19 protein-coding genes and 1 riboswitch are annotated in these 20,382 nt (G+C 63.7%); of the genes, 5 read left to right on the plus strand and 14 right to left on the minus strand.

All coding sequences use genetic code 11. The annotated features are described in order from the left end of the window. Nucleotides 1-29 precede the first annotated feature (29 nt). The 3 genes from HNO82_RS10550 to HNO82_RS10560 form a co-directional block, all read right to left on the minus strand. The gene (locus HNO82_RS10550) at nucleotides 30-557 is read right to left on the minus strand and encodes a DUF934 domain-containing protein (RefSeq protein WP_175343672.1); all 528 of its coding nucleotides are present in this window, start codon (nucleotides 555-557) and stop codon (nucleotides 30-32) included. Continuing rightward, entirely contained in the window at nucleotides 550-2,247 is a 1,698-nt protein-coding gene (locus tag HNO82_RS10555) for a nitrite/sulfite reductase (protein WP_175343673.1), read from the minus strand. The genes HNO82_RS10550 and HNO82_RS10555 overlap by 8 nt, the downstream gene beginning before the upstream one ends. A 63-nt stretch (nucleotides 2,248-2,310) precedes the next feature. Beyond that, nucleotides 2,311-3,084, minus strand: coding sequence for a sulfite exporter TauE/SafE family protein (locus HNO82_RS10560; RefSeq protein ID WP_008330268.1), 774 nt, complete (start codon nucleotides 3,082-3,084; stop codon nucleotides 2,311-2,313). Between the two features lie 171 nt (nucleotides 3,085-3,255). Between HNO82_RS10560 and HNO82_RS10565 the strand changes: the two genes are divergently transcribed. Beyond that, nucleotides 3,256-4,197: a CysB family HTH-type transcriptional regulator gene (locus tag HNO82_RS10565; RefSeq protein WP_008330266.1), complete on the plus strand. Its 942-nt coding sequence runs from the start codon at nucleotides 3,256-3,258 to the stop codon at nucleotides 4,195-4,197. Between the two features lie 81 nt (nucleotides 4,198-4,278). Here HNO82_RS10565 and HNO82_RS10570 read toward each other — a convergent pair whose 3' ends face one another. Together HNO82_RS10570 and HNO82_RS10575 are read right to left on the minus strand one after the other, a co-directional pair. Then, nucleotides 4,279-6,171 (minus strand): chemotaxis protein CheA, encoded by a 1,893-nt coding sequence (locus HNO82_RS10570; protein ID WP_175343674.1) that lies wholly within the window; start codon nucleotides 6,169-6,171, stop codon nucleotides 4,279-4,281. Continuing rightward, on the minus strand, nucleotides 6,171-6,905 hold the full coding sequence (locus HNO82_RS10575; protein WP_175343675.1) for a protein phosphatase CheZ: 735 nt from the start codon (nucleotides 6,903-6,905) through the stop codon (nucleotides 6,171-6,173). The genes HNO82_RS10570 and HNO82_RS10575 overlap by 1 nt, the downstream gene beginning before the upstream one ends. A 498-nt stretch (nucleotides 6,906-7,403) precedes the next feature. Next, a riboswitch (cobalamin riboswitch) is annotated at nucleotides 7,404-7,681 on the plus strand. 80 nt (nucleotides 7,682-7,761) lie between these two features. On the opposite strand from HNO82_RS10575, the gene HNO82_RS10580 reads away from it, so the two are divergent. The 3 genes from HNO82_RS10580 to HNO82_RS10590 are packed head-to-tail and all read left to right on the plus strand — an operon-like array spanning nucleotide 7,762 to nucleotide 11,561. Continuing rightward, nucleotides 7,762-9,738, plus strand: coding sequence for a TonB-dependent receptor family protein (locus tag HNO82_RS10580; RefSeq protein WP_175343676.1), 1,977 nt, complete (start codon nucleotides 7,762-7,764; stop codon nucleotides 9,736-9,738). 42 nt (nucleotides 9,739-9,780) lie between these two features. Then, on the plus strand, nucleotides 9,781-10,764 hold the full coding sequence (locus HNO82_RS10585; protein WP_008330248.1) for a FecCD family ABC transporter permease: 984 nt from the start codon (nucleotides 9,781-9,783) through the stop codon (nucleotides 10,762-10,764). Next, nucleotides 10,761-11,561 (plus strand): ABC transporter ATP-binding protein, encoded by an 801-nt coding sequence (locus HNO82_RS10590; protein ID WP_175343677.1) that lies wholly within the window; start codon nucleotides 10,761-10,763, stop codon nucleotides 11,559-11,561. Before HNO82_RS10585 ends, HNO82_RS10590 begins: the two co-directional genes overlap by 4 nt. 64 nt (nucleotides 11,562-11,625) lie before the next feature. Here HNO82_RS10590 and HNO82_RS10595 read toward each other — a convergent pair whose 3' ends face one another. Genes HNO82_RS10595 through HNO82_RS10610 form a run of 4 tightly spaced genes read right to left on the minus strand, consistent with a single transcriptional unit; the run spans nucleotide 11,626 to nucleotide 14,529 of the window. After that, nucleotides 11,626-12,516 carry a cobalamin-binding protein gene (locus HNO82_RS10595; RefSeq protein ID WP_175343678.1) on the minus strand — a complete coding sequence of 297 codons (891 nt, stop codon included), beginning with the start codon at nucleotides 12,514-12,516 and terminating at the stop codon, nucleotides 11,626-11,628. A gap of 3 nt (nucleotides 12,517-12,519) precedes the next feature. Next, nucleotides 12,520-13,359, minus strand: a complete 840-nt coding sequence (panC, locus tag HNO82_RS10600) for a pantoate--beta-alanine ligase (protein WP_008330243.1) — start codon at nucleotides 13,357-13,359, stop codon at nucleotides 12,520-12,522. A 60-nt stretch (nucleotides 13,360-13,419) separates the two neighbouring features. Then, nucleotides 13,420-14,316, minus strand: coding sequence for a segregation and condensation protein A (locus tag HNO82_RS10605; RefSeq protein WP_175343679.1), 897 nt, complete (start codon nucleotides 14,314-14,316; stop codon nucleotides 13,420-13,422). Nucleotides 14,317-14,325: 9 nt separating this feature from the next. Continuing rightward, nucleotides 14,326-14,529, minus strand: a complete 204-nt coding sequence (locus HNO82_RS10610) for a DUF3460 family protein (protein ID WP_008330239.1) — start codon at nucleotides 14,527-14,529, stop codon at nucleotides 14,326-14,328. 71 nt (nucleotides 14,530-14,600) lie between these two features. On the opposite strand from HNO82_RS10610, the gene HNO82_RS10615 reads away from it, so the two are divergent. Beyond that, nucleotides 14,601-15,128, plus strand: coding sequence for an outer membrane protein assembly factor BamE domain-containing protein (locus HNO82_RS10615; RefSeq protein ID WP_175343680.1), 528 nt, complete (start codon nucleotides 14,601-14,603; stop codon nucleotides 15,126-15,128). Nucleotides 15,129-15,140: 12 nt separating this feature from the next. Here the strand turns inward: HNO82_RS10615 and HNO82_RS10620 are convergent, their stop codons facing one another. Genes HNO82_RS10620 through HNO82_RS10640 form a run of 5 tightly spaced genes read right to left on the minus strand, consistent with a single transcriptional unit; the run spans nucleotide 15,141 to nucleotide 20,281 of the window. After that, nucleotides 15,141-15,971 (minus strand): carbohydrate ABC transporter permease, encoded by an 831-nt coding sequence (locus HNO82_RS10620; RefSeq protein ID WP_175343681.1) that lies wholly within the window; start codon nucleotides 15,969-15,971, stop codon nucleotides 15,141-15,143. Continuing rightward, nucleotides 15,968-16,843 carry a carbohydrate ABC transporter permease gene (locus HNO82_RS10625; RefSeq protein ID WP_175343682.1) on the minus strand — a complete coding sequence of 292 codons (876 nt, stop codon included), beginning with the start codon at nucleotides 16,841-16,843 and terminating at the stop codon, nucleotides 15,968-15,970. The genes HNO82_RS10620 and HNO82_RS10625 overlap by 4 nt, the downstream gene beginning before the upstream one ends. 27 nt (nucleotides 16,844-16,870) lie before the next feature. After that, nucleotides 16,871-18,172 carry an ABC transporter substrate-binding protein gene (locus tag HNO82_RS10630; protein WP_008330230.1) on the minus strand — a complete coding sequence of 434 codons (1,302 nt, stop codon included), beginning with the start codon at nucleotides 18,170-18,172 and terminating at the stop codon, nucleotides 16,871-16,873. A 54-nt stretch (nucleotides 18,173-18,226) separates the two neighbouring features. Beyond that, the gene (locus HNO82_RS10635; protein WP_175343683.1) at nucleotides 18,227-19,276 is read right to left on the minus strand and encodes an ABC transporter ATP-binding protein; all 1,050 of its coding nucleotides are present in this window, start codon (nucleotides 19,274-19,276) and stop codon (nucleotides 18,227-18,229) included. Nucleotides 19,277-19,300: 24 nt separating this feature from the next. Next, complete coding sequence (locus HNO82_RS10640) at nucleotides 19,301-20,281, minus strand: sugar-binding transcriptional regulator (protein ID WP_008330227.1); 981 nt, start codon at nucleotides 20,279-20,281, stop codon at nucleotides 19,301-19,303. Nucleotides 20,282-20,382 lie beyond the last annotated feature (101 nt).

Here is a 20,382-nt window from a genome sequence, read left to right on the forward strand (position 1 = left end):
GGCTGTCCTTCCTTCTTCACAATCGCCGTTCAGTCAGCGGCCTGCACGGTTTCGCGCTTGACGCGGCGGAACAGCGGGTTCTTCTCATCCCAGGAGGTCTGGTACTTCTCGGAGAAGTCGGTCAGGCCCTTGACGGCATCGTGGATGTTCTTGTCCGCACGCACGGCAAAGGCGTCAAAGCCCACGCGCTGCATGTAGAACAGCTGGTCGCGCAGCACGTCGCCGATGGCACGCAGCTCACCGGTATAGCCCAGGCGGGCACGCAGGTTGTAGGCGATGGAATAGCCACGGCCATCGGCGAACTTGGGGAAGTCCACGGCGACGACCTTGAAGCTGTCAAGCTGGCCCTTCAGTTCTTCCGGACGTTCATCGCTGGCCAGCCACACGCCGATCTCGGCGCGCGACTTCAGGGCCTCGCCCTGTGCCTGCCACACCTTCAGCGGCACGATCACGCGGCCTTGCGGTACGGTCACGGTCTCTGCGGTCTCGCCTTCAGCCAGGCGCAGTACGGTCCAGTCGTCGCTCACGACGGTCTTGTTCTTGATGATTTCAGGCATTTGCGTCTTCTCCTGCGACATACTCGGCCGAACGGATCGGCGTTGCGTAAACGAATTCCTTGAACGGGGTCACACCGATGCGGCGCACGGTGTCGATGAAGCGTTCTTCCTCGGTGCGCTGCTTGACATACACCTGCAGCAGGCGGTCGATCACGGTAGGCATCTGGGTGGCCGAGAACGAGGGGCCGATGATCTTGCCGATCGAGGACTCGTTGCCCTGGGCACCGCCCAGCGAGACCTGGTACCACTCGGAACCATCCTTGTCCACGCCCAGGATGCCGATGTTGCCCACGTGGTGGTGGCCGCAGGCGTTGATGCAGCCGGAGATGTTCAACTCGATGTCGCCGATGTCATGCTGGAAGTCGATGTTCTCGAACTTCTCGGCAATGGCCTGGGCAATCGGGATCGACTTGGCATTGGCCAGCGAGCAGAAGTCGCCGCCGGGGCAGCAGATGATGTCGGTCAGGAGGCCGATGTTGGGCGTAGCCAGGCCATGCGACTTGGCGGCCTTCCACAGCCCATACAGTTCGGATTGCTTGACGTCGGCCAGCACCAGGTTCTGTTCGTGGGTCACGCGCAGTTCGCCGAAGCTGTACTGGTCGGCCAGGTCGGCCACGAAGTTCATCTGGTCGGCGGTGATGTCGCCCGGCGGCACGCCCGGTTTTTTGAGCGACAGCAGCACGGCTGCATAGCCGGCCTGCTTGTGCGCCTTGACGTTGCGCTTGATCCAGTTGGCGAAACCACGGTCTTCAGCCTTCAGGCGTTCATATTCCGCATCCACGGCCGGCAGGGTTTCGTAGGCCGGATCGGTGAAGAACTTGGCCACGCGCTGCAGTTCTTCTTCGGTCAGGGTGGAGGGGCCATCCTTGATGTCTGCCCATTCGGCTTCGACCTGGCGCGCGAACTCCTCGGGGCCGATGGCCTTGACCAGGATCTTGATACGGGCCTTGTACATGTTGTCGCGGCGGCCGTGCTGGTTGTACACACGCAGGATCGCTTCCAGATAGGACATGGCGTGCTTCCAGGGCAGGAAGTCACGGATCACGCTGCCCAGAATCGGGGTGCGGCCCATGCCGCCGCCGACCAGCACACGGAAGCCGACTTCGCCAGCCTCGTTCTTGATGACGTGCAGGCCGATGTCGTGCACGGCAGTTGCGGCACGGTCTTCGGCGGCGCCGCTGATGGCGATCTTGAACTTGCGCGGCAGGTAGGCGAACTCGGGGTGGAAGGTGCTCCACTCGCGGATCAGTTCGGCATAGGGACGCGGATCGACGATTTCATCGGCGGCCACGCCGGCCAGTTCGTCCGAGGTGGTATTGCGGATGCAGTTGCCGGAGGTCTGGATGGCGTGCATTTCCACGCTGGCCAGCTGTTCCAGGATTTCGGGCGATTCTTCCAGCTTGATCCAGTTGAACTGGATGTTCTGGCGGGTGGTGAAGTGACCGTAGCCGCGGTCATACTTGACGGCGATCTCGGCGAACTTGCGCAGTTGATTGGAGGCCAGCATGCCGTAGGGAATGGCGATGCGCAGCATGTAGGCATGGCGTTGCAGGTACAGGCCGTTCTGCAGGCGCAGGATACGGAATTCGTCTTCGGCCAGTTCGTCCGACAGGCGCCGACGCACCTGGTCTCGGTATTGTGCGACTCGCTCTTTGACGATCAGGTGATCGTATTGGTCATAGCGGTACATCTTGTCTTCCCTGTTAACGTCTTATGGGCGCCCGGATCAGGGTGCGCCCGATTGAAAATAAGCCTACCAAATCAGCTTGACTGCAACGCTCGTCAGCGTAATGGCCAGCAGGCCGCGCAAGAATTTCTCCGGCACCGCCCGCGCTGCGAGCGAACCGATGGTGATGCCCGGAACCGAGCCCAGCAACAGCGTGGCCAACAGTTCCCAGTTGATCGAACCCAGCCACCAGTGGCCCAGTGCAGCGATGGCAGTCAGCGGCACGGCATAGGCGATGTCGGTACCGGCGATCTCCGCCGGAGACAGGCGAGGATACAGCAAGACCAGCAAGGTCGCGCCCACGGCACCGGCACCGATGGAGGAAATGGTCACCAGCGTGCCCAGCAGGGCCCCGGCGGCCATGGTGGCACTGGCCAGCCTGGTACCTTGCAACTGTGCTTCCGGATGGGCGTTGAGCCAGGCCTGCATGCGCGAGCGGAACAGCAGCGCCACTACGGTCAGGAACACCGAGATTGCAATCGAATAGCGGATGGTCAGGGCAATGCCGTCGCTCACGGCACCAAAATGCTTCAGCAGCAGAGTGGTCAGCAGCGCGGCGGGCAGGGCGCCATAAGACAGGCGGCGCACCACATCCCAGCGCACCGTGCCCTTGAAGCGGTGGGCCAGGGTGCCGGCGGTCTTGGTGGCCGAGGCAAAGGCCAGGTCGGTGCCCACGGCCACCGAAGGATGAATGCCGAACAGCAAGGTCAACAGCGGTGTCATGAGCGAGCCGCCACCAACCCCGGTCAGTCCGACCAGCAGTCCTACGGCAAATCCGCTTACTACATAAGAAACAGTCATAACACCTCGCCCATTAGTCTGCGAATCGTAATAAACTTATGTTTCAAACCAAACTACATAGTATTTATTTGCTTATATACGCCTTTGGCATATGGAAATGCTGCGAATGAAGCAGGCAGGGCTGGCGCCGGGCGCCGCCCGCTTACTAGGTAGAAGCGAAGGAATTCCCACATGAATCTTCATCAGTTCCGTTTCGTTCGTGAAGCGGTAAGGCAGAACTTCAACCTCACGGAGGCCGCCAAGGCGCTCTATACCTCGCAGCCAGGCGTTTCCAAGGCCATCATCGAGCTGGAGGAAGAGCTGGGCGTGGACATCTTCACCCGCCACGGCAAGCGGATTCGCGGCCTGACCGAGCCGGGTCGGGCGGTGCTGCGCTCGGTGGAGCTGATCATGCAGGAAGTGGATGGCTTGAAACGCATCGGCAAGGAATTCGCCGCCCACGACAGCGGCAGTTTCACCATCGCCACCACCCACACGCAGGCGCGCTATGCCTTGCCCAAGGTGGTACAAGCCTTCACCCAGAAATATCCCAAGGTGCATTTGTCATTGCTGCAAGGTAATCCCAAGCAGATCACCGAGATGGTGCGCAACGACCAGGCCGACATTGCCATCGCCACCGAGGCGCTGGCCTCAGGCGAGGGGCTGGTGTCGCTGCCCTGTTACCAGTGGGAGCACGTGGTGGTGGTGCCGCCCGACCATCCGCTGCTGCAATCGAAGAGCCTGACGCTGGAAGAGATCGCCGCCAATCCGCTGATCACCTATGACTCCGCCTTCAGCGGCCGCAGCAAGATCGACCATGCCTTCTCGCTGCGCCAGTTGAAGCCTGACGTGGTACTGGAGGCCATCGATGCCGACGTCATCAAGACCTATGTGGAGCTGGGCATGGGGGTGGGCATCATTGCCGGCATTGCCTTCGATGCCGAGCGCGACCGGGGATTGCGGGCCATTCCGGCCGGCCACCTGTTCGGCACCAATGTCTCGCGCGTGGCCTTGAAGCAGGGGGCGTATTTGCGGGGATATGTCTATACCTTCATCGAATTGCTGGCGCCGACCCTGAACCGCAAGCTGATTGCGCAGGTCATGGAGGGCGAGAAGGACATGTATGAACTTTAAGTCCCGCCGTCCGAAGGCAGACCAGACGTAAAAACGGCCGGATCCGCGCGGATCCGGCCGTTCGTAGCGTGGGCAGCAGTCTTACGCCACTGCCGTGCGCTCCATGTCGCGGCAGCCGTCCAGCAGGAAGGACAAGCCCACCACCAGCACCAGCTCACCTTCAGCCGAACGGGCCGTACCGGTGATGCCGGCGGTATGGATCGCGGTCAGCGGCTTGATCACCAGATCGGCCGTGCCTTCCACCGATTCCACCCCGAGGATGTAGGGATGCGGTACCGCCATGACGATGCCGACCCGTTCATTGCCCGGCTCGTAGCCCAGCACGCCGGCCAGCGAGTTGACCGGCAAGGGCCGTCCCTGGTCGCGCAGCACCGGGGCGCCGCCGACTTCGTCGAAGGTCTCGGGCAGCTCGACCACACGTTCGACCACCGCCATCGGCAGGGCCAGCGGGGCGCCGGCGCAGCGTACCAGCATGGTCGGGATGATCGACAGTTCGATGGGCAGGCGGATCGAGAACTTGGTACCCTTGCCGACGGTGGATTCGATGCGGATGGTGCCACGATGCTTTTCCACGGCGGTCTTGACCACGTCCATGCCCACGCCGCGTCCGGAGACGCTGGAAGCCACTTCCTTGGTCGAGAAACCGGGCAGGAACACCAGCTGCAGCGCCTCGTCGGCGGTCAGCGCCTGGTGTTCGTTGATCAGCCCCTTGGCCAGCGCCTTGCCGCGCAGCATGTCCGGATCCATGCCCTTGCCATCATCGAAGACTTCGATCATGACGCTGCTGCCGGCCTGCCAGGCGTTGAGCGAAATGGTCGCCTTGTTGGGCTTGCCGGCGGCGGCGCGGTCCACTTCGATACCGTGGTCCAGCGAGTTGCGCAGCATGTGCACCAGCGGGTCGTAGAGGCTGTCCACCACCACGCGGTCGACTTCGGTTTCGGCACCGGTGATGACCAGGTCCACGTCCTTGCCCAGGTCCTTGGCCAGTTCGCGCACCAGTCGCGGGAATTTCTGGAACAGGCGGCCCACCGGCTGCATGCGCGTGGACAGCGTGGCGCGTTGCAGTTCGCTGGAGTAGCGCGAGGCGCGGCCCAGGGTTTCGGCCAGGGTCGACATGAGCGCCGCAGCGGTGCCTTCGAACTTGAACTGTTGCAGCTTTTCCAGCAGTACGGCGGCCTGGTTGGCGGCCTGCACCGATTCACCGGCCACTTCCAGCAGGGCATCCAGTTTGACGGCATCGATACGGATGCTTTCTTCCTTGGCTCCGCCAGGGGAGTCGGTGGCGCGGCGATTCTGCTGAACCGGGGCGGCGGCCTTGGGCTCGCCATCGGCGGCGGCAGGAGCGGCAGCGGCAGGCACAGCAGCGGTGACCGGAGCGGCCTCGACCGGACTGTCAGCCACCGGCGCGGCAGCCGCGCCCGGCACCAGCGCCTGGTACAGCGCGGGCCAGTCCAGTTCTCCATTCTTCATCACGCTGGCACTGCCATCGACGCTGGCCGCAGCAGCGGGCGTAGCCGCCACCAGTGCTGCCGCGGGTGCCGCTGCCGCCGGGGCAGGTGCAGCCGCAGCGGGTGCCGGCGCTTCGCTCTTGCCTTCGATGGCCTGGGTCAGGATGTCTTTCAGTTCCGCCGGCATCGAGGCCAGGCTGTCGGGCGCGGCGCCGTTGGACAATTCGTTCAACTGGTCGGCCACGAAGCCGCTGGCCTGCAGCGCCGCTTCGATGGCCAGCGGCGTGACCGGGGCTTTGCCGGTGCGCAGCGCATCGAACAGGTTTTCGGTCAGGTGGCAGGCCGATACCATGGCCGGCAGGTTCACGAACCCGGCGCCACCCTTGATGGTGTGGAATGCGCGGAAGACCGCGTTGAGGATTTCAAGGTCATCAGGATGTCGTTCCAGCGTCAGCAGATGCTCTTCCACGTTGGTGGCGAGCTCCAACGCTTCAACGACAAAATCCTTGAGCATTTCGTCATCCATTAGAACCCCAGGCTATCGAGTAAGTCGTCCACGTCGTCCTGTGCCATGGCGGTGCCCCCCACGGACGGGCCATTCATCAGGGTGACCGGTTTTTCCGCATCCATCTGCGCCTTCACCTCGGGCGGTGCATTGTCGCGCAGCAATTGCGCCAGTTCGCGCTCGGCGGTGGCGGTGATGGCCACAATCTTCTTGATCAGCTGGCCGGTGATGTCCTGGAAGTCCTGGGCCATCATGATTTCCAGCATGCGCGCCTTTTCCGCTTCGGTCGATTCCATGACCGAGGTGGAGAATTTCTGCGAGTCGCCTGCCAGCGCCTTGAACTCGTCGATGTTCATCTGGCCGGCATAGAGCCTGGTCCAGCGGGCGTTGATGTCCTTGGCCTGTTCCTGCAGGCGGTCCTGGGCCGGCATGCCCGAATCGAGCGCATTGAGCACCTTGTTGGCCGCCTGCTCGGTGAGGGTGGCGATGTGTTCGAGACGGCTCTGGGCGTCGCCGATCTGCTCGGCTACGTCGGTGAGCGAGCGGTCGTAGCCCAGTTCACGCATGGAATCGTGCAACAGGCGCACGATGCCGCCCAGGCGTTCATACATGGGCTTGTCGCTCTGGTCTTCCTGTTCGCCTGCGGCTGCCTCGTCGGTGCTGGCGGTGGCGGCGGCCGGTTCGGCGGTCATGCCCGGTAGCGTCTGCGAGGAAATTTCGTCAAACAATGCTTCCAGATCAACGTCGTCGCTCATGATTACTGATTCTCCCAACAAAGGTGTGCGCTCGTCGGCGCACTGCTGTGCAAAGTTGCCCGTAGGCGGATCAAATGCGTCGTTCCGGGAGGCACAGCAACTACCCTTTCCCCGATATCAAGGAGATATCGGCAGCCAGAGGCAGAGTCTGAAGGCCCGCAGACCACGACAACGGTTCAGGGATGACAGTGAGGCCAGCGGACCCGCCAAGAGTCCATCGGTCGACGATGCCATGGCGCCGAGTATAGGACCGCTTGCCGTGATCTCATCGGCCAAACAGCGAGTGAAATCCCCCATTTGTTTCAATTTTTCGGCCCCGACCACCCAGCGCCGGAGACCGCGTTTCAAATGTTTTCGATAGAAGAATCGAATTTATTCTATATAAAGCTGCTGGGGATGAATTCTATCTGGCTTTTTCCTGAAAGCAATTAGTGTGCTCGGGCTTGTGCTGATTTACATCATCTGTTGCCGGGCGCTTGTGGCCTGCACATTGCACGCCTACAATGGCGCGGTTTTGGTGCCCGCCGGCGTATCCTCGCCGGCCGTTAAACGGGAAACACGCGCCAGGCCGCCTGCAGCAAGCAGGAGGGCCGGCCAAGGTGTACTGCCCCCGCAACGGTAACCAGGTGCCGGCAGCAGTGAGACGATGCGTCTCGCCATGCCGGCGAGACCGTCTTCCACGCCACTGTGTTTTTGCGCGAACGTTCACTTCGCCACATGGGAAGGCCGATGGTCATGCCTGCAGTCCGGAGACCGGCCAGAACAGGAGGGAGCTGCACAGCCAATGCTGGTGCGGTTTTCCGTTGATTGCGGCTTGCGGGGAGGCAGGCTGCACACATTCATCGACTGTCTTTTCATGCACATCGCTCATTTCCCGGCCCGCTGCGGCGGTCCACGCCCCCGTTTTGCCCTGCGCACCGCCGTTGCGCTCATCCTCTCGACCCTGGCCGCCGGCAGCCAGGCAGCCGACGCCAGCCAGCCGCTGTCGGCCGTGGTGGTGTCGGCCTCGCGCTTCCCGAACGATCCGGCCTTTGCGCCGGTGGCCACCACGGTCATCACCGCCGAGCAGATCCGCGAAGCCGGCATCGACAACGCCAATGAAGCCATCCGCAAGCTGGGCGGCGTCTACGGACGCCAGAGCCTGGCCGGTCCGCGCGACTTCCCGCTGGACCTGCGCGGCTTCGGCGCCAATGGGGACCAGAACATGGTGGTGCTGGTCGACGGTGTACGTATTTCCGAGAACGAACTGACGACGCCCTTGCTGTCGTCGATTCCCATCGAGACCATCGAACGTATCGAGATCGTGCGCGGTGGCAGTAGCGTCCTCTATGGCAGCGGCGCCACCGGCGGCACCATCCAGATCATCACCCGCCGCCCGCAGGCCAATGCGGCGCACGGTACCGTGGTGGGCGAAGTCGGCAGCAACGGTCAGCGCGCGGGCCGGGCGGCGGTCTCGCGCGGCTGGGACAACATGTCCATCGATGCCAGCTATGCCAAATCGCACGCCGACAACTGGCGTCACAACAGCCGTGCCAACCAGGAAAACGCCAGCACCACGGTGCAATGGTTCGCCAGCGACTGGCGCTTCGGCCTGCGTGCCAACCTGTCCCGGGCCGATTTCGGCCTGCCAGGCAGCCTGACGCAAGCGCAATATGAAGCCAATGCGCGTCAGACCAGCAAGCCACTGGACCATGGCTCCTATGACAACGACAGCATTACGGCCTTCCTGGAACGCCGTTTTGGTGCCTTTGATGTGGCCGCCGAACTGTCGCATCGCGAGAAGATCTCGCGCTCCACCTATGTCAGCAGCGGCTCGACCGCGCAGAACAATGTACGCACTACCCAGTTCTCGCCGCGCCTGCGCCACGTACTCGAGAGTGGTTTCTGGAAGAACGAGGCCATTGCCGGCGTCGACCTGGCCCAATGGAGTTCGGCCACCAACGCCAGCTATGGTAACAGCGATGCCTCCCAGCATTCGAAGGCGCTGTATCTGCGCGATGAAATCGAGTTCGACCACAATGCCCGCGTGGCCGCCGGCGTGCGCCGCGAGCAGTTCACCCAGCTAAGTGGTTCCGGTGCCTATGGCCGCACCAGTGCCGTCAATGCCTGGGACCTGCAGGCCAGCTACGCACCGCTGCCGTTGCTGCGCGGCTTCGTCAAGACCGGCCAGAGCTATCGCCTGGCCACGGCCGACGAGAACGGTTTCACCGCCTTGCCCAGCGGCGCGGTCTTGAAGCCCCAGGTCTCGCATGATCTGGAACTGGGCGCGACCCTGGGCAATAGCGCACGCCAGGTGACGCTGCGCTGGTTCCGCCATCGCGTGCGTGACGAGCTGTATTACGACCCCACCGCCAATGGCGGCAACGGTGCCAACAGCAACCTGGCCCCGACCCGTCATCAGGGCGTGGAACTGGAAGGGCGCGTGCAGCTGACCGAGACCCTGGGGTGGCGTGCCGCCTACCAGCACATCGATGCGCGTTTCGTGCAGGGCGACAACAGCGGCAAGCAACTGGCGCTGGTGCCGGCCAATACGCTGTCGACCCGATTGAACTGGAAGTCCGGCCAGCACAGTGCCGATGTGGGGGCGCGCTGGGTGGACCGCCAGCGCATGGGCAATGATTTTGCCAACACCTGCGCGCGCATGCCGTCCTTCACCACCTTCGATGCCCGCTATGCGGTACGTGTCAGCGCCTGGGAATTGGCCGTCACCGGCACCAACCTGGCCGACCGCAAGTATTACTCGCAAGCCTATGACTGCAGTGGCGGGGCGGTATCGGGCATCTATCCGGAAGATGGACGGGCAGTAAAATTCACCGCCCGCTACGACTTCTGAAGCCAAGCCCGCGCTTCTGCCACTGATCTGAGCCTGCCACCCATGCGACCTTATCTGCCCGTGCTGTGCATCTTGCTGCTGCTATCCCTGCTGGCCTTGTCGGTGGCGGCGCTGTGCGGCAGCACGGGGTGCCTGCGTCCTTCATCGCCGGCCGACAGCGTGGCACTGTTGCTGTCGCTGCGGGTGCCGCGGGCGCTGACGGCTTTTGTGGTGGGCGGTGCGCTAGCCCTGGCGGGCGCGCTGATGCAGGTCCTGTTGCGCAATCCCCTGGCTGATCCTTATGTATTGGGCCTGTCCGGTGGTTCTGCGGCGGGCGCCCTGCTGGCCATGCTGGTGGCGTTGCGGCTGGGCTGGCCGCTGCAGGCGGTCACGGCGCCCGGCGCCTTGCTGGGTGCAGGCCTGGCCATGCTGCTGCTGTTCGGGCTGGTGCGCCAGTCGCTGCGGCATCTGGCGATCTCGCCCTTGCTCTCCAGTCAGCGCCTGCTGTTGACGGGGGTGATGCTGGCGGCCGGTTTCGGTGCGCTCATTTCCCTGGCTTTGTCGATTGCGCCCGATGCCCAATTGCGCGGCATGGTGTTCTGGCTCATCGGCGACCTCGACGATGCGCGTCTGCTGCCCCTGGTGGCACCGGTCCTGCTGCTGGCGCTGCTGTGGAGCTGGCGTCATGCGCCGTCGCTGAACCTGCTGGCGCGCGGCGATGCCTTTGCGCAGTTGCTGGGCGTGCCGGTGATGCGGCTGCGCGTGATGCTGCTGTGCGTGGCCGCCGCCTGCACCGCCGGCGCCGTGGCCATGGCCGGGACCATCGGCTTTGTCGGGCTGGTGGTGCCGCATGGTCTGCGGCTGGTACTGGGCAATGACCAGCGTCTGCTGCTGCCGGCTTGTGGTTTGGCCGGCGGCGCGGCGCTGACCCTGGCCGACCTGCTGGCGCGCACGGTGGTGGCACCGGTGCAGTTGCCGGTGGGCGTCATCACTGCCCTGGTGGGGGTGCCGCTGTTTCTGTGGCTGCTGGCGCGGAGTCGCACATGAAGGGGTCTTCCGTTCCCTTGTTGGAGACACGCCAGCTGGTCGTGCGGGCCGGTGCCCGCTTGCTGCTCGATGGACTGGACTGGCAGGTCCGGCCCGGCCAGTTCTGGTGCGTATTGGGCCGCAATGGCGTGGGCAAGAGCAGCCTGCTGCATGTGCTGGCGGGTTTGCAGCCGCCCCATGGCGGGCAGGTACTGTTGCAGGGGCGTGCGCTGTCTTGCTTCTCGCCGGCGCAACTGGCCTTGCAGCGGGGTCTGCTATTGCAACATCAACAGGATGCGTTTTCGCTGCCGGTACTGGAGGCCGTCATGGCCGGCCGCTTCGCCCATGGCGATGGCTGGGGTGGCCAGGAGCGCGACACCGCACCGGCCAGCCAGGCGCTCGAACAGGTCGGCCTGGCTGCTCTGGCGACCCAGGACCTGTTGCGACTCTCAGGCGGCGAGCGCCAGCGCGTGGCGCTGGCGACCCTGCTGGTCCAGGCCCCCGCGCTCTATCTGCTGGACGAACCGACCTCGCATCAGGATATCGCCGCGCAATGGCAGGTGATGCAGCTGCTGCAGGCATTGGCGCAGCAGGGCGGGGCGGTAGTGGCCAGTTGTCATGACATCAATCTGGCCAGGCGCTTTGCTTCGCACGTTTTGCTGCTCGATGGCAGTACTGCGCAAGGTGGCAGGGTGGAGGCGGTCATGCAGCCCGCTGCGCTGGAAGCCGCCTTCGGTTGCCGCTTCGTCCCCCTCGCAAGCCCGGACGGAATGGTCTTCCTGGCCGCCCAGGGCAGCCCGCTGATCCCGAAGACTTGAAAGAAGCTTCGTATTCTCGTGCACCCGTATGTCAATCTGCATCCCTTTTCGCGAGGGATGTTTCTTAGGGGCTGCGTGTGGCTGCCTGACGCGCCTGCTCCAGCTTGCCGCAGACCTCCTCGGCCGCTTGCAGCACCCGCGGCCCGGCCCGGTTCAGCCAGTCCGCATTGACCGAATACAGTTGCCCGTCGCGCACCGCGCGCAGGCGCGTGAACTGCTTCCAGCGCGCCAGCGGTTGATCGCGTGCGTCGCCGGCGCTGAGGATGACCTGGGGATCCGCAGCCAGTACCGATTCCACGCTCACGGTGGGGGCCAGTTGGGGAAGATCGGCAAAGATGTTGCGCCCGCCGCACAGCCGCAGCACGGCCGATACCATGTGTCGGCCGTTGAGCGTCATCAGGGGCTGGCTCCAGATCTGGTAGAACACGGTCACGGGCGTGCGTCCCCGGTATTGCGCCTCGAGCTGCTGCCAGCGCGCCCGGAAGGCCGCTGCAGCCGCTTGCGCGGTGGTGTCGGTGCCGGCCAGTCGGCCCAGTCTTTCCAGCGAGGAGGCGATCATGCCGAAGTCGTCCGGCTGGCTCTCGAAGACGGGAATGCCGAGGCTGCGCAGGCGCGCCAGTTGCAGGGGTTTGTTGCCGCTGTGCCAGGCCACGATGAGGTCGGGTTTGAGACTGGCGATGCGCTCGATGTCGAGCGCGTTGTAGCCGCCCAGACTGGGCAGTTGGGCGGCTTGCGGAGGATAGTCGCTGTGGTTGCTGACCCCTGCGATCTGCGCCCCGGCCCCGGCTGCATAGAGCAGTTCGGTCACATGCGGCGCCAGGCTGACGATGCGGCGCGCGGGTTGGGTCAGGGTGACGCTCTGGCCCAGGTCATCCTGGACAGTGATGCTGGCGTGGGCGGCATCGGCGGCCAGCAACGCCGCCCAGGACAGCAAGCATCCCGCCAGCACACGCATGAATCAGATCTCCAGGTTGTCGATCAGGCGCGTCGCCCCCAGCTTGGCCGCCGACAGCACCACCAGGGGGGCGCCTTGCTCCATGTCGGCAGGGGAGGGCGGCTGCAGGTCGATGCGCTTGCGCACGGCCACGTAGTCGGGCTTCCAGCCACGGGCGGCCAGGCGTTCCATGGCCACGCGCTCGGCCAGGGCCACGTCGTGCTGGCCGCCGCGCACTTCATCGGCGACCGCATTGAGCACCTGGTAGAGCAGCGGCGCCTCGGCGCGTTCTTCCGGGGACAGGTAGCCGTTGCGCGAGGACAGCGCCAGGCCGTCCTCAGCCCGATAGGTTTCGGCGCCGACGATCTCGGTGGGCAGGGCGAACTGACGTGCCATGTTGCGCACGATCATGAGCTGCTGATAATCCTTCTTGCCGAACACGGCCACGCGCGGCTGCACGCAGGAGAACAATTTCATCACCACGGTGGATACGCCGGTGAAGAAACCGGGACGGAATTCCCCCTCCAGGATGTTGCCCAGGTCATTGGGCGGCTGTACGCGGTATTCCTGCGGTTCCGGGTACATATCCTTTTCGGTGGGGGCGAAGAGTACGTAGACGCCTTCCTTCTCCAGCTTCTCGACGTCAGCCTGGAAGGTGCGCGGATACTTGTCGAAGTCCTCGTTGGGGCCGAACTGCAGGCGGTTCACGAAGATCGAGGCCACCACCGGGTCACCGTGGGTGCGCGCCAGGCGCATCAGCGAGAGATGGCCTTCGTGCAGGTTGCCCATGGTCGCCACGAAGGCGGTGCGCAACTGGCCGCGCAGGTGGTCACGGAGTTCTTCGATGGAGGAAATGATTTTCATGCGGATTCTCTGGTTGCGGGCGGACCGTCTATCGCCCCGTTGCCGGTGGACTGCGCCCGTTCAGCTGGGCGAGTAGGACAGTCTGACATAGATGGGCGCGAAGGCTTCGGCCTGGGTGATTTCGATGAGCGTTTCCTTGGCCAGCTCCAGCAGGGCGATGAAGTTGACCACCACCACCGGGACCCCGCGCGAGGGATCGAAGAGGTCCGAGAACTCGACGAAGCGTGCCGACTGCAGGCGCCGCAGGATGCCCGTCATGTGCTCGCGCACGGACAGTTCTTCGCGGCTGATGTGGTGATGCTGGGTCAGCTTGGCGCGCTTGATGATATCGGCCCAGACCGCCTTGAGGTCGTCGATGTCGACCTCGGGCCAGCGGGTGACCACGGTCTGCTCGATGTGGACCTGAGTGCGCACGTAGTCGCGGCCGACCTGCGGCAGCTGGTCCAGCTCCTGGGCGGCCAGCTTGATCTGTTCGTATTCCAGCAGGCGGCGCACCAGCTCGGCGCGCGGGTCTTCGGGCTCCTCGCCGGGCTCGGCCTTCTTGGCCGGCAGCAGCATGCGCGACTTGATTTCGATGAGCATGGCGGCCATCAGCAGGTATTCGGCGGCCAGCTCCAGGTTCTGCTTGCGGATCTGCTCGACGTATTCCAGATACTGTGCGGTGACCTGCGCCAGCGGAATATCGAGGATGTTGAAGTTCTGCTTGCGGATCAGGTAGAGCAGCAGGTCCAGCGGCCCCTGGAAGGCTTCCAGGAAGACTTCCAGCGCATCCGGGGGGATGTAGAGATCATTGGGCAGCTGGAACAGCGGTTCGCCGTACAGACGTGCCAATGCCACGCCGTCGATCACGTCGGGCGTGGTGTCCTGCTGGCCTGCGGGGGTGATGTCGATGGCGTCGGCGCTGGGTTCCGCGCCGGGCTGGCCGGCGGGGTCGGCGCCACCTGCTTGGGCCGTCATGCCAACAGCTTAGTGGCTCTGGTAGACGTAGGGCTGCTGGGCCACGCGCGAGGCCTTGTCACGGGCGGTCTTGTCCAGGTCCAGCGGTTCCTTGTCCCACAGCAGGGCGCGGCCGGCGCGTTGCGATTCTTCCAGCTTCGGGTTCTTCGTCTTCAGTTCGTCGATGAACTGGGTGATTTCAGATACGTAGGTGGTCTTTTTTCCGAAGAGCATGATATTTTCAGGCCAAATGTTACACAGAAGCCGTATTTTACCTTGTCTTCATCAGGGATAATCAAATACCTATGCGTGAACCCATCTTCACTCGCCTGCGTCGCCATGCCGCCCATTTCGGGGCTTTATTTGTTGCCCTGGCCCTGTTCGGCTGCGACCGCAACGGCAATCCCATCGAGGAGTTCGGTTTGGACAAGTTGCAAAAGGGCATTTCCAGCGAAGCCGACGTACGCGGCGTGATGGGCCAGCCCGACACAGTCTGGGAGGACGGCGGGGGTGCCCGGACGCTGGAATATCCCAAGGGACCGGAAGGCATCCGCACCTGGATGTTTCGTATCGGTGCTTCCGGTACGCTGATCGATTACACCCAGGTGCTGACCCAGGAGCATTTCGATACCATCCGTGCGGGCATGACCAGCGAGCAGATCCGGCGCGAATTTGGCCGGCCGCGCAGCGTGGTGCAGTTTGCCCGCAAGAATGAGGAAGTGTGGGACTGGAAGTATCACTACGTGCACGAGGACCGGCTCTTCAATGTGCATTTCGACATGAATACCAAGCAGGTCGTGCGGACCTCGATCTCGGAAATCTCGGGCCATTGAGACCCGGCCACTTCAGCGTATCCCCGCCCGCATGAACGACTGCACGAACTGCCGCTGAAACAGCAGGAACGCCAGCAACAGCGGTGCCGACGTCATCAGCGTGGCCGCCGTGATGATGGACCAGTCCACCCCCTGGTCGGTGGACGAAAACACCTGTAGCCCCACCGTCAGCGGGCGCGACTCCACCGAATTGGTCACGATCAGCGGCCACAGGAAGTTGTTCCAGTGGGTGCTGACCGAGACCAGCCCGAAGGCGATGTAGATCGGTTTGGCCAGCGGCACGTAGACCTGCATCAGGATCTGCCAGGGCGATGCGCCTTCCACGGTAGCCGCTTCATCCAGCTCGCGCGGCACCGTCTTGAAGGTCTGGCGCAGCAAAAAAATACCAAAAGCCGAGGCAAAGTAAGGCAGCCCAATCGAGAGGATGGTATCGCGCAGTCCCAGCAGGTTCATGGTCTGGTAGTTCTCCACGATCAAGATGTCGGGCATCACCATCAGTTGCAGCAGCACCAGCATGAACATCACATTGCTGCCCCGGAAGGTGAAGCGTGCAAAGGCATAGGCCGCCAGGGTGGAGAGGATCAGCTGCGCCGCCAGGATCAAGGTCACCAGCAGGAAGGTATTGAGGAAATAGCGCGGGAAGGGGGCAGCCTGCCAGGCGTTGGCGAAGTTCTGCAGCGTCAGCGGGGCGTCCAGCGCGAAGCGGGTGGCGTAGGCCGCCGGATGAAAAGCCGTCCACAGCGCATACAAGAGCGGTAGCAGCCACAGCAGCGCCAGCACCCAGGCAGAGACGGTTTCCAGCGCGCGATGGCGTGCGGCGAAAGGCGAGGTGGGGGCGATCATTGGTAATGAGTCCGGCGGTCAAGTACACGAAACTTCACCAGCGCAATCAATCCCAACAGGGCCAGCAGCACTACCGTCAGGGCTGCAGCGTAGGAAGAGTCCCAGAAGGCGAAGCCAACTTCATAGATGTAGTACAGCAGCAGGGTACTGGCATTGTCCGGCCCACCCTTGGTCATCACCACGATGTGGTCGACCAGGCGGAAGGCGTTGATGAGCGCATTGATCAGCACGAACAGCGTGGTCGGCATCAGCAAGGGGAACTGTACGCGCCAGAAGTATTGCCAGCGCGACGCCCCCTCCAGTGCTGCGGCTTCGGCCAGCACCGGCGAGATCTGCTGCAACGCGGCCAGGTAGAAGATCATGAAGAAGCCGGCTTCCTTCCATACCGCCACCACCATCAGCGCCCCCAGCACGGTATCGGGATTGCCCAGCCAGTTGTGCGAGGGCAGGCCCAGCGCGCCGGTGATCTGCTCCAGCAAGCCGTATTGCGGCGTATAGAAGAACAGCCAGATATTGGCCACCGCGATCATCGGCAGCACGGTCGGGGTGAAATAGGCCAGGCGCAGCAGTCCGCGCCCGGCCAGTTTCTCGTTGACCCACAGCGCCATCAGGATGGCCAGGGCAATGGCCAGCGGGATGGTGCCCAGGGCAAACCAGAGGTTGTTGCACAGGGCCTGCCAGAACACCGGATCGTCCACCATGAGGCGATAGTTTTCCAGCCCGACGAAGACCGATGGCCGGGCTCCCTTGGGTGTGGAAAAGACGCTGTGCCAGAGCGTCGCCAGCGCCGGATAGTGCGTGAAGGCGATCAGCAGCACCATCGCTGGCGACAGCAGCAGCCAGGGCAGCACGGAGGAGGGCAGGCGTTTCATCGGCAGCTCTTGTGCAACGGGCAGGACTTAGCGACCGTAGGCGCGCAGGATGCGCTCGGCTTCGCGCTGGGCATCCTTCAGGGCCGCTTCCGGTGTCTTGGTGCCGGACAGGGCGGCCTGCAGGTTGTCGTTCAAGGCCTTGGTCACGCGCTGGTTGTCGTGGGTGGAGAGTTCGGCCACGCCATATTTCATCTGCTCACGCGCCACGTCGGCGGCCGGAACGTCCTGCAGATACTTCTTCATTTCCGGGGTATCCCAGGCATCCTGACGCGGGGCCACATAGCCGGTGGCAATCGACCACTGCGCGGCGCGCGCCGGTTCGGTGGCAAAGCGGATGAACTTCATGGCGGCCTGCTGCTCGGCTGGAGAGGTCTTGTTGAAGACATAGAAGTTGCCGCCACCCGTGGGGCTGCCCGGATGTTTGATGCCCGGCAGCATCGCCACGCCGAAGGGGAAGCTGGCGTTGGTACGGATGTTGGTCAGGTTGCCGGTGGTGGTCCAGATCATGGCGGCCTTCTGCTCCAGGAAGTCCTTGGGGATGGTGCCCCATTCGATGGAACCGGCCGGCATCACCTTGTCCCTGGTCGTCAGGTCGACCCAGTGTTGCAGGGCCTGCACCGCACCCGGCTTGTCGAAGTAGGTTTTGGTGCCGACGTTGTTCATGAGGATCGCGTCATTGGAGGCGGTCATGGCCTGGAACATCCAGTAGCCGAAGCCGGTGGAAGGAATCTTCACGCCCCATTGGGTGACGTTGCCGTTGGCATCGCGCCTGGTCAGCTTCTTGGCGGCCTCGACCATCTCGTTCCAGTTGGCGGGGGCCTTGTCCGGGTTCAGGCCAGCTTGCTTGAACAGGCTCTTGTTGTAGTACATCACGATGGTCGAACGCTGGAAGGGAATGCCCCAGGTCTTGCCGTCGGTCTGACTGTTTTCCATGAAGCCCTTGTAGAAGCCATCGATCCATTTCTTGTCGTCGGCGCTGCCAGCCAGGCTGTCGATGGGCACGATGGCGTTTTCGTCGATCAGCGTGAAGAGGTCGGTCGAGAGCAGCACGGCCAGGGTCGGCGGGGTGCCGCCCTTGAAGGCGGTCAGCGCCTTGACGATGCTTTCCTGGTAGGTGCCGGCATAGATGGCCTTGACCTTGATGTCGGGATTGGCCTTTTCGAAGTCGGCCACCATGCTGTCGATGGTCTTGGTGACTGCACCGCCCACGGCGACCGGGTAATAGAAGCTGATCTCGACCGGGTTGGCAGCCATGGCCGGTGCACAGAAGGCGGCTGTAGCGGCCACCGCGGCCAGTGCGGACAGGGACTTGAGGAAGGTTCTACGCATAGTGCATCTCCATGAGGTGGATGGGTTGGCTTGCTGCGGAAATCGTGGTGTGGATCAGGACCGGCGCAGGCCGCTATCCCGATCGAAGAAATACTGGTCGCGGGCATCCCATGCCAGGTGCACGGGCTCACCAGCGCTGATTCGGTGTTGTCCGGGCGCGCGCACCAGCAACGAAGCTGTGCCGATGCGGGCGCCAATGATGGTGTCGGCACCGAGGTATTCGACGGTCTCCACCACTGCCGGCACCGACGCATCGCTGGCACTGGCCAGTCGGATGTGTTCCGGACGCAGGCCCAATTGCAACGGGGCGTGGCCGAGCTCGCGCAGGATCACCTCGCTGCCGCTGATGGTCAATCCTTCGGCGTGGGTGTCCAGCGGCAGCAGGTTCATCGGCGGCGTACCTATGAAGCGGGCCGCAAAGGCCGTCGCGGGCCGGGCATACAGATCGGCCGGGGCGGCATCCTGTTCGATGCGGCCCTCGCGCAGCAGGATCACCTGATCGGCCATGCTCATGGCCTCGGTCTGGTCGTGGGTGACGTAGATCATGGTCATGTTCAGTTGCTGCTGCAGGGCGCGGATTTCGCGGCGCATTTCCTGGCGCAGCTGCGCATCGAGGTTGGACAGCGGCTCGTCCATCAGGCAGACCGGGGCATCGGCGATGATGGCGCGGCCCAGCGCCACGCGCTGCTGCTGGCCCCCGGAAAGCTGCGCCGGACGGCGCTCCAGCAGGTGCGCCAGACCGAGGATGTCGGTCACGCGCTTGAGGCGCGTTTCGTAACCGGCACGTGGCTCCTTGCGCACGCGCACGCCGAAGAGGATGTTGTCGCGCACGGTGAGATGCGGGAACAGTGCATAGGACTGGAACACCATCGAAATCTTGCGTTGTGCGGGCGGCAGTTGGGTTACGTCGCGTCCGCCGATATGGATGCTGCCCGAGCTGGGCTTGTCCAGCCCCGCGATCAGGCGCAGGGTGGTCGACTTGCCGCAGCCGGAGGGGCCCAGCAGGACGGTGAACTGGCCCGGCTGCACCTCGAAATCGATATTCCTGACGGCCTGGGCGTCACCCCAGTGTTTGCCGACGCCCTGCAAGGAGATGGCTGCCATGCTGGTTTCCTCGTGGAGATGCGATCACGCCGCCGCGCCGTTGCGGATCTGCTCCACCAGCAGGCGCGCGCTCGGTTCGTCGATGATCAGTTCGTTGATGAAGCCGCCGCGCAGCGCCGCTTTCAGGCCGGGCAGCTTGCCGGTGCCGGAGACCACGCACAGCGAGTGCGCCGCGTGCGTGAAGCAGTCCATGTCCGGGCCGCTGTTGCGGCCATTGAAGGCCACATCGCGCCAGCTGCCATCGGCACGGAAGAAGACGGTGGCGATGTCGCCCACCAGCCCTTCCTCGCGCAGGATCTGGCGTTCTTCTTCACCCAGGTAGCCGGCGGTATGGATGTAACTGCCGGTGGCTTCGGCGCCGATGGAGAACAGCAGGATGGAGGCGCGCTCCTGCAGGTCGCGGATGGCCTTGATGCTCTTCTCGCGCCAGAGCGCGGTACGCGTTTCGGGGTAGTCGAAGAAGGCCGGTACCGGCAGATGATGGGCGCGCGCGCCATAGTTCTGGGCGAAGCGCGAGACGATGGATTCGCTGAAGCTGTTGATGAAGCTGGCGCCGCTGCCGGAGCCATTGAGCGCCACCACGTCGACGTCGTGCACATGGCGCGGCAGCAACTGGTCGGCGATCTGTGCCACCGTCGTGCCCCAGGCCAGACCGATGATGGTGCCGGGCGTGACCAGCGAGTTGACGTAGGCGGCAGCGTGACAGGTGACGCGCTGCAGGGTTTCCTTGTCGGTGGCGGCGGCAGCTACCGGCACCACCTGAATCGAGCGCAGCCGGTAGTGATGGGCGATGGCCGCTTCCAGGCTGCCGGAGACTTGCTGCGGATCGTGTACGCGGATTTCCACCAGCCCGCGCTCCAGCGCGAAGGACAGCAGGCGCGAGACGGTAGCGCGCGAAGTGCCGATTTCATCGGCGATCGCGGCGGTGGTCATGTTCTGGAAGTAATACAGCCGCGCCACGCGCACGGCCAGGTAGGCGGTTTCCTGTCTATCCCCTTGGGCCATTGTGATGGTGCTTACCAGTGAATGTGAATTTTCAGCGCATGCTCTTGGACCGCCCCCCGGCGAGCCAGGCGGGCAGCGCCTCCTGACAACGTTTTCATGAT

This window comes from Herbaspirillum sp. C9C3 (assembly GCF_013359625.1).
Lineage (GTDB): Bacteria > Pseudomonadota > Gammaproteobacteria > Burkholderiales > Burkholderiaceae_D > Herbaspirillum.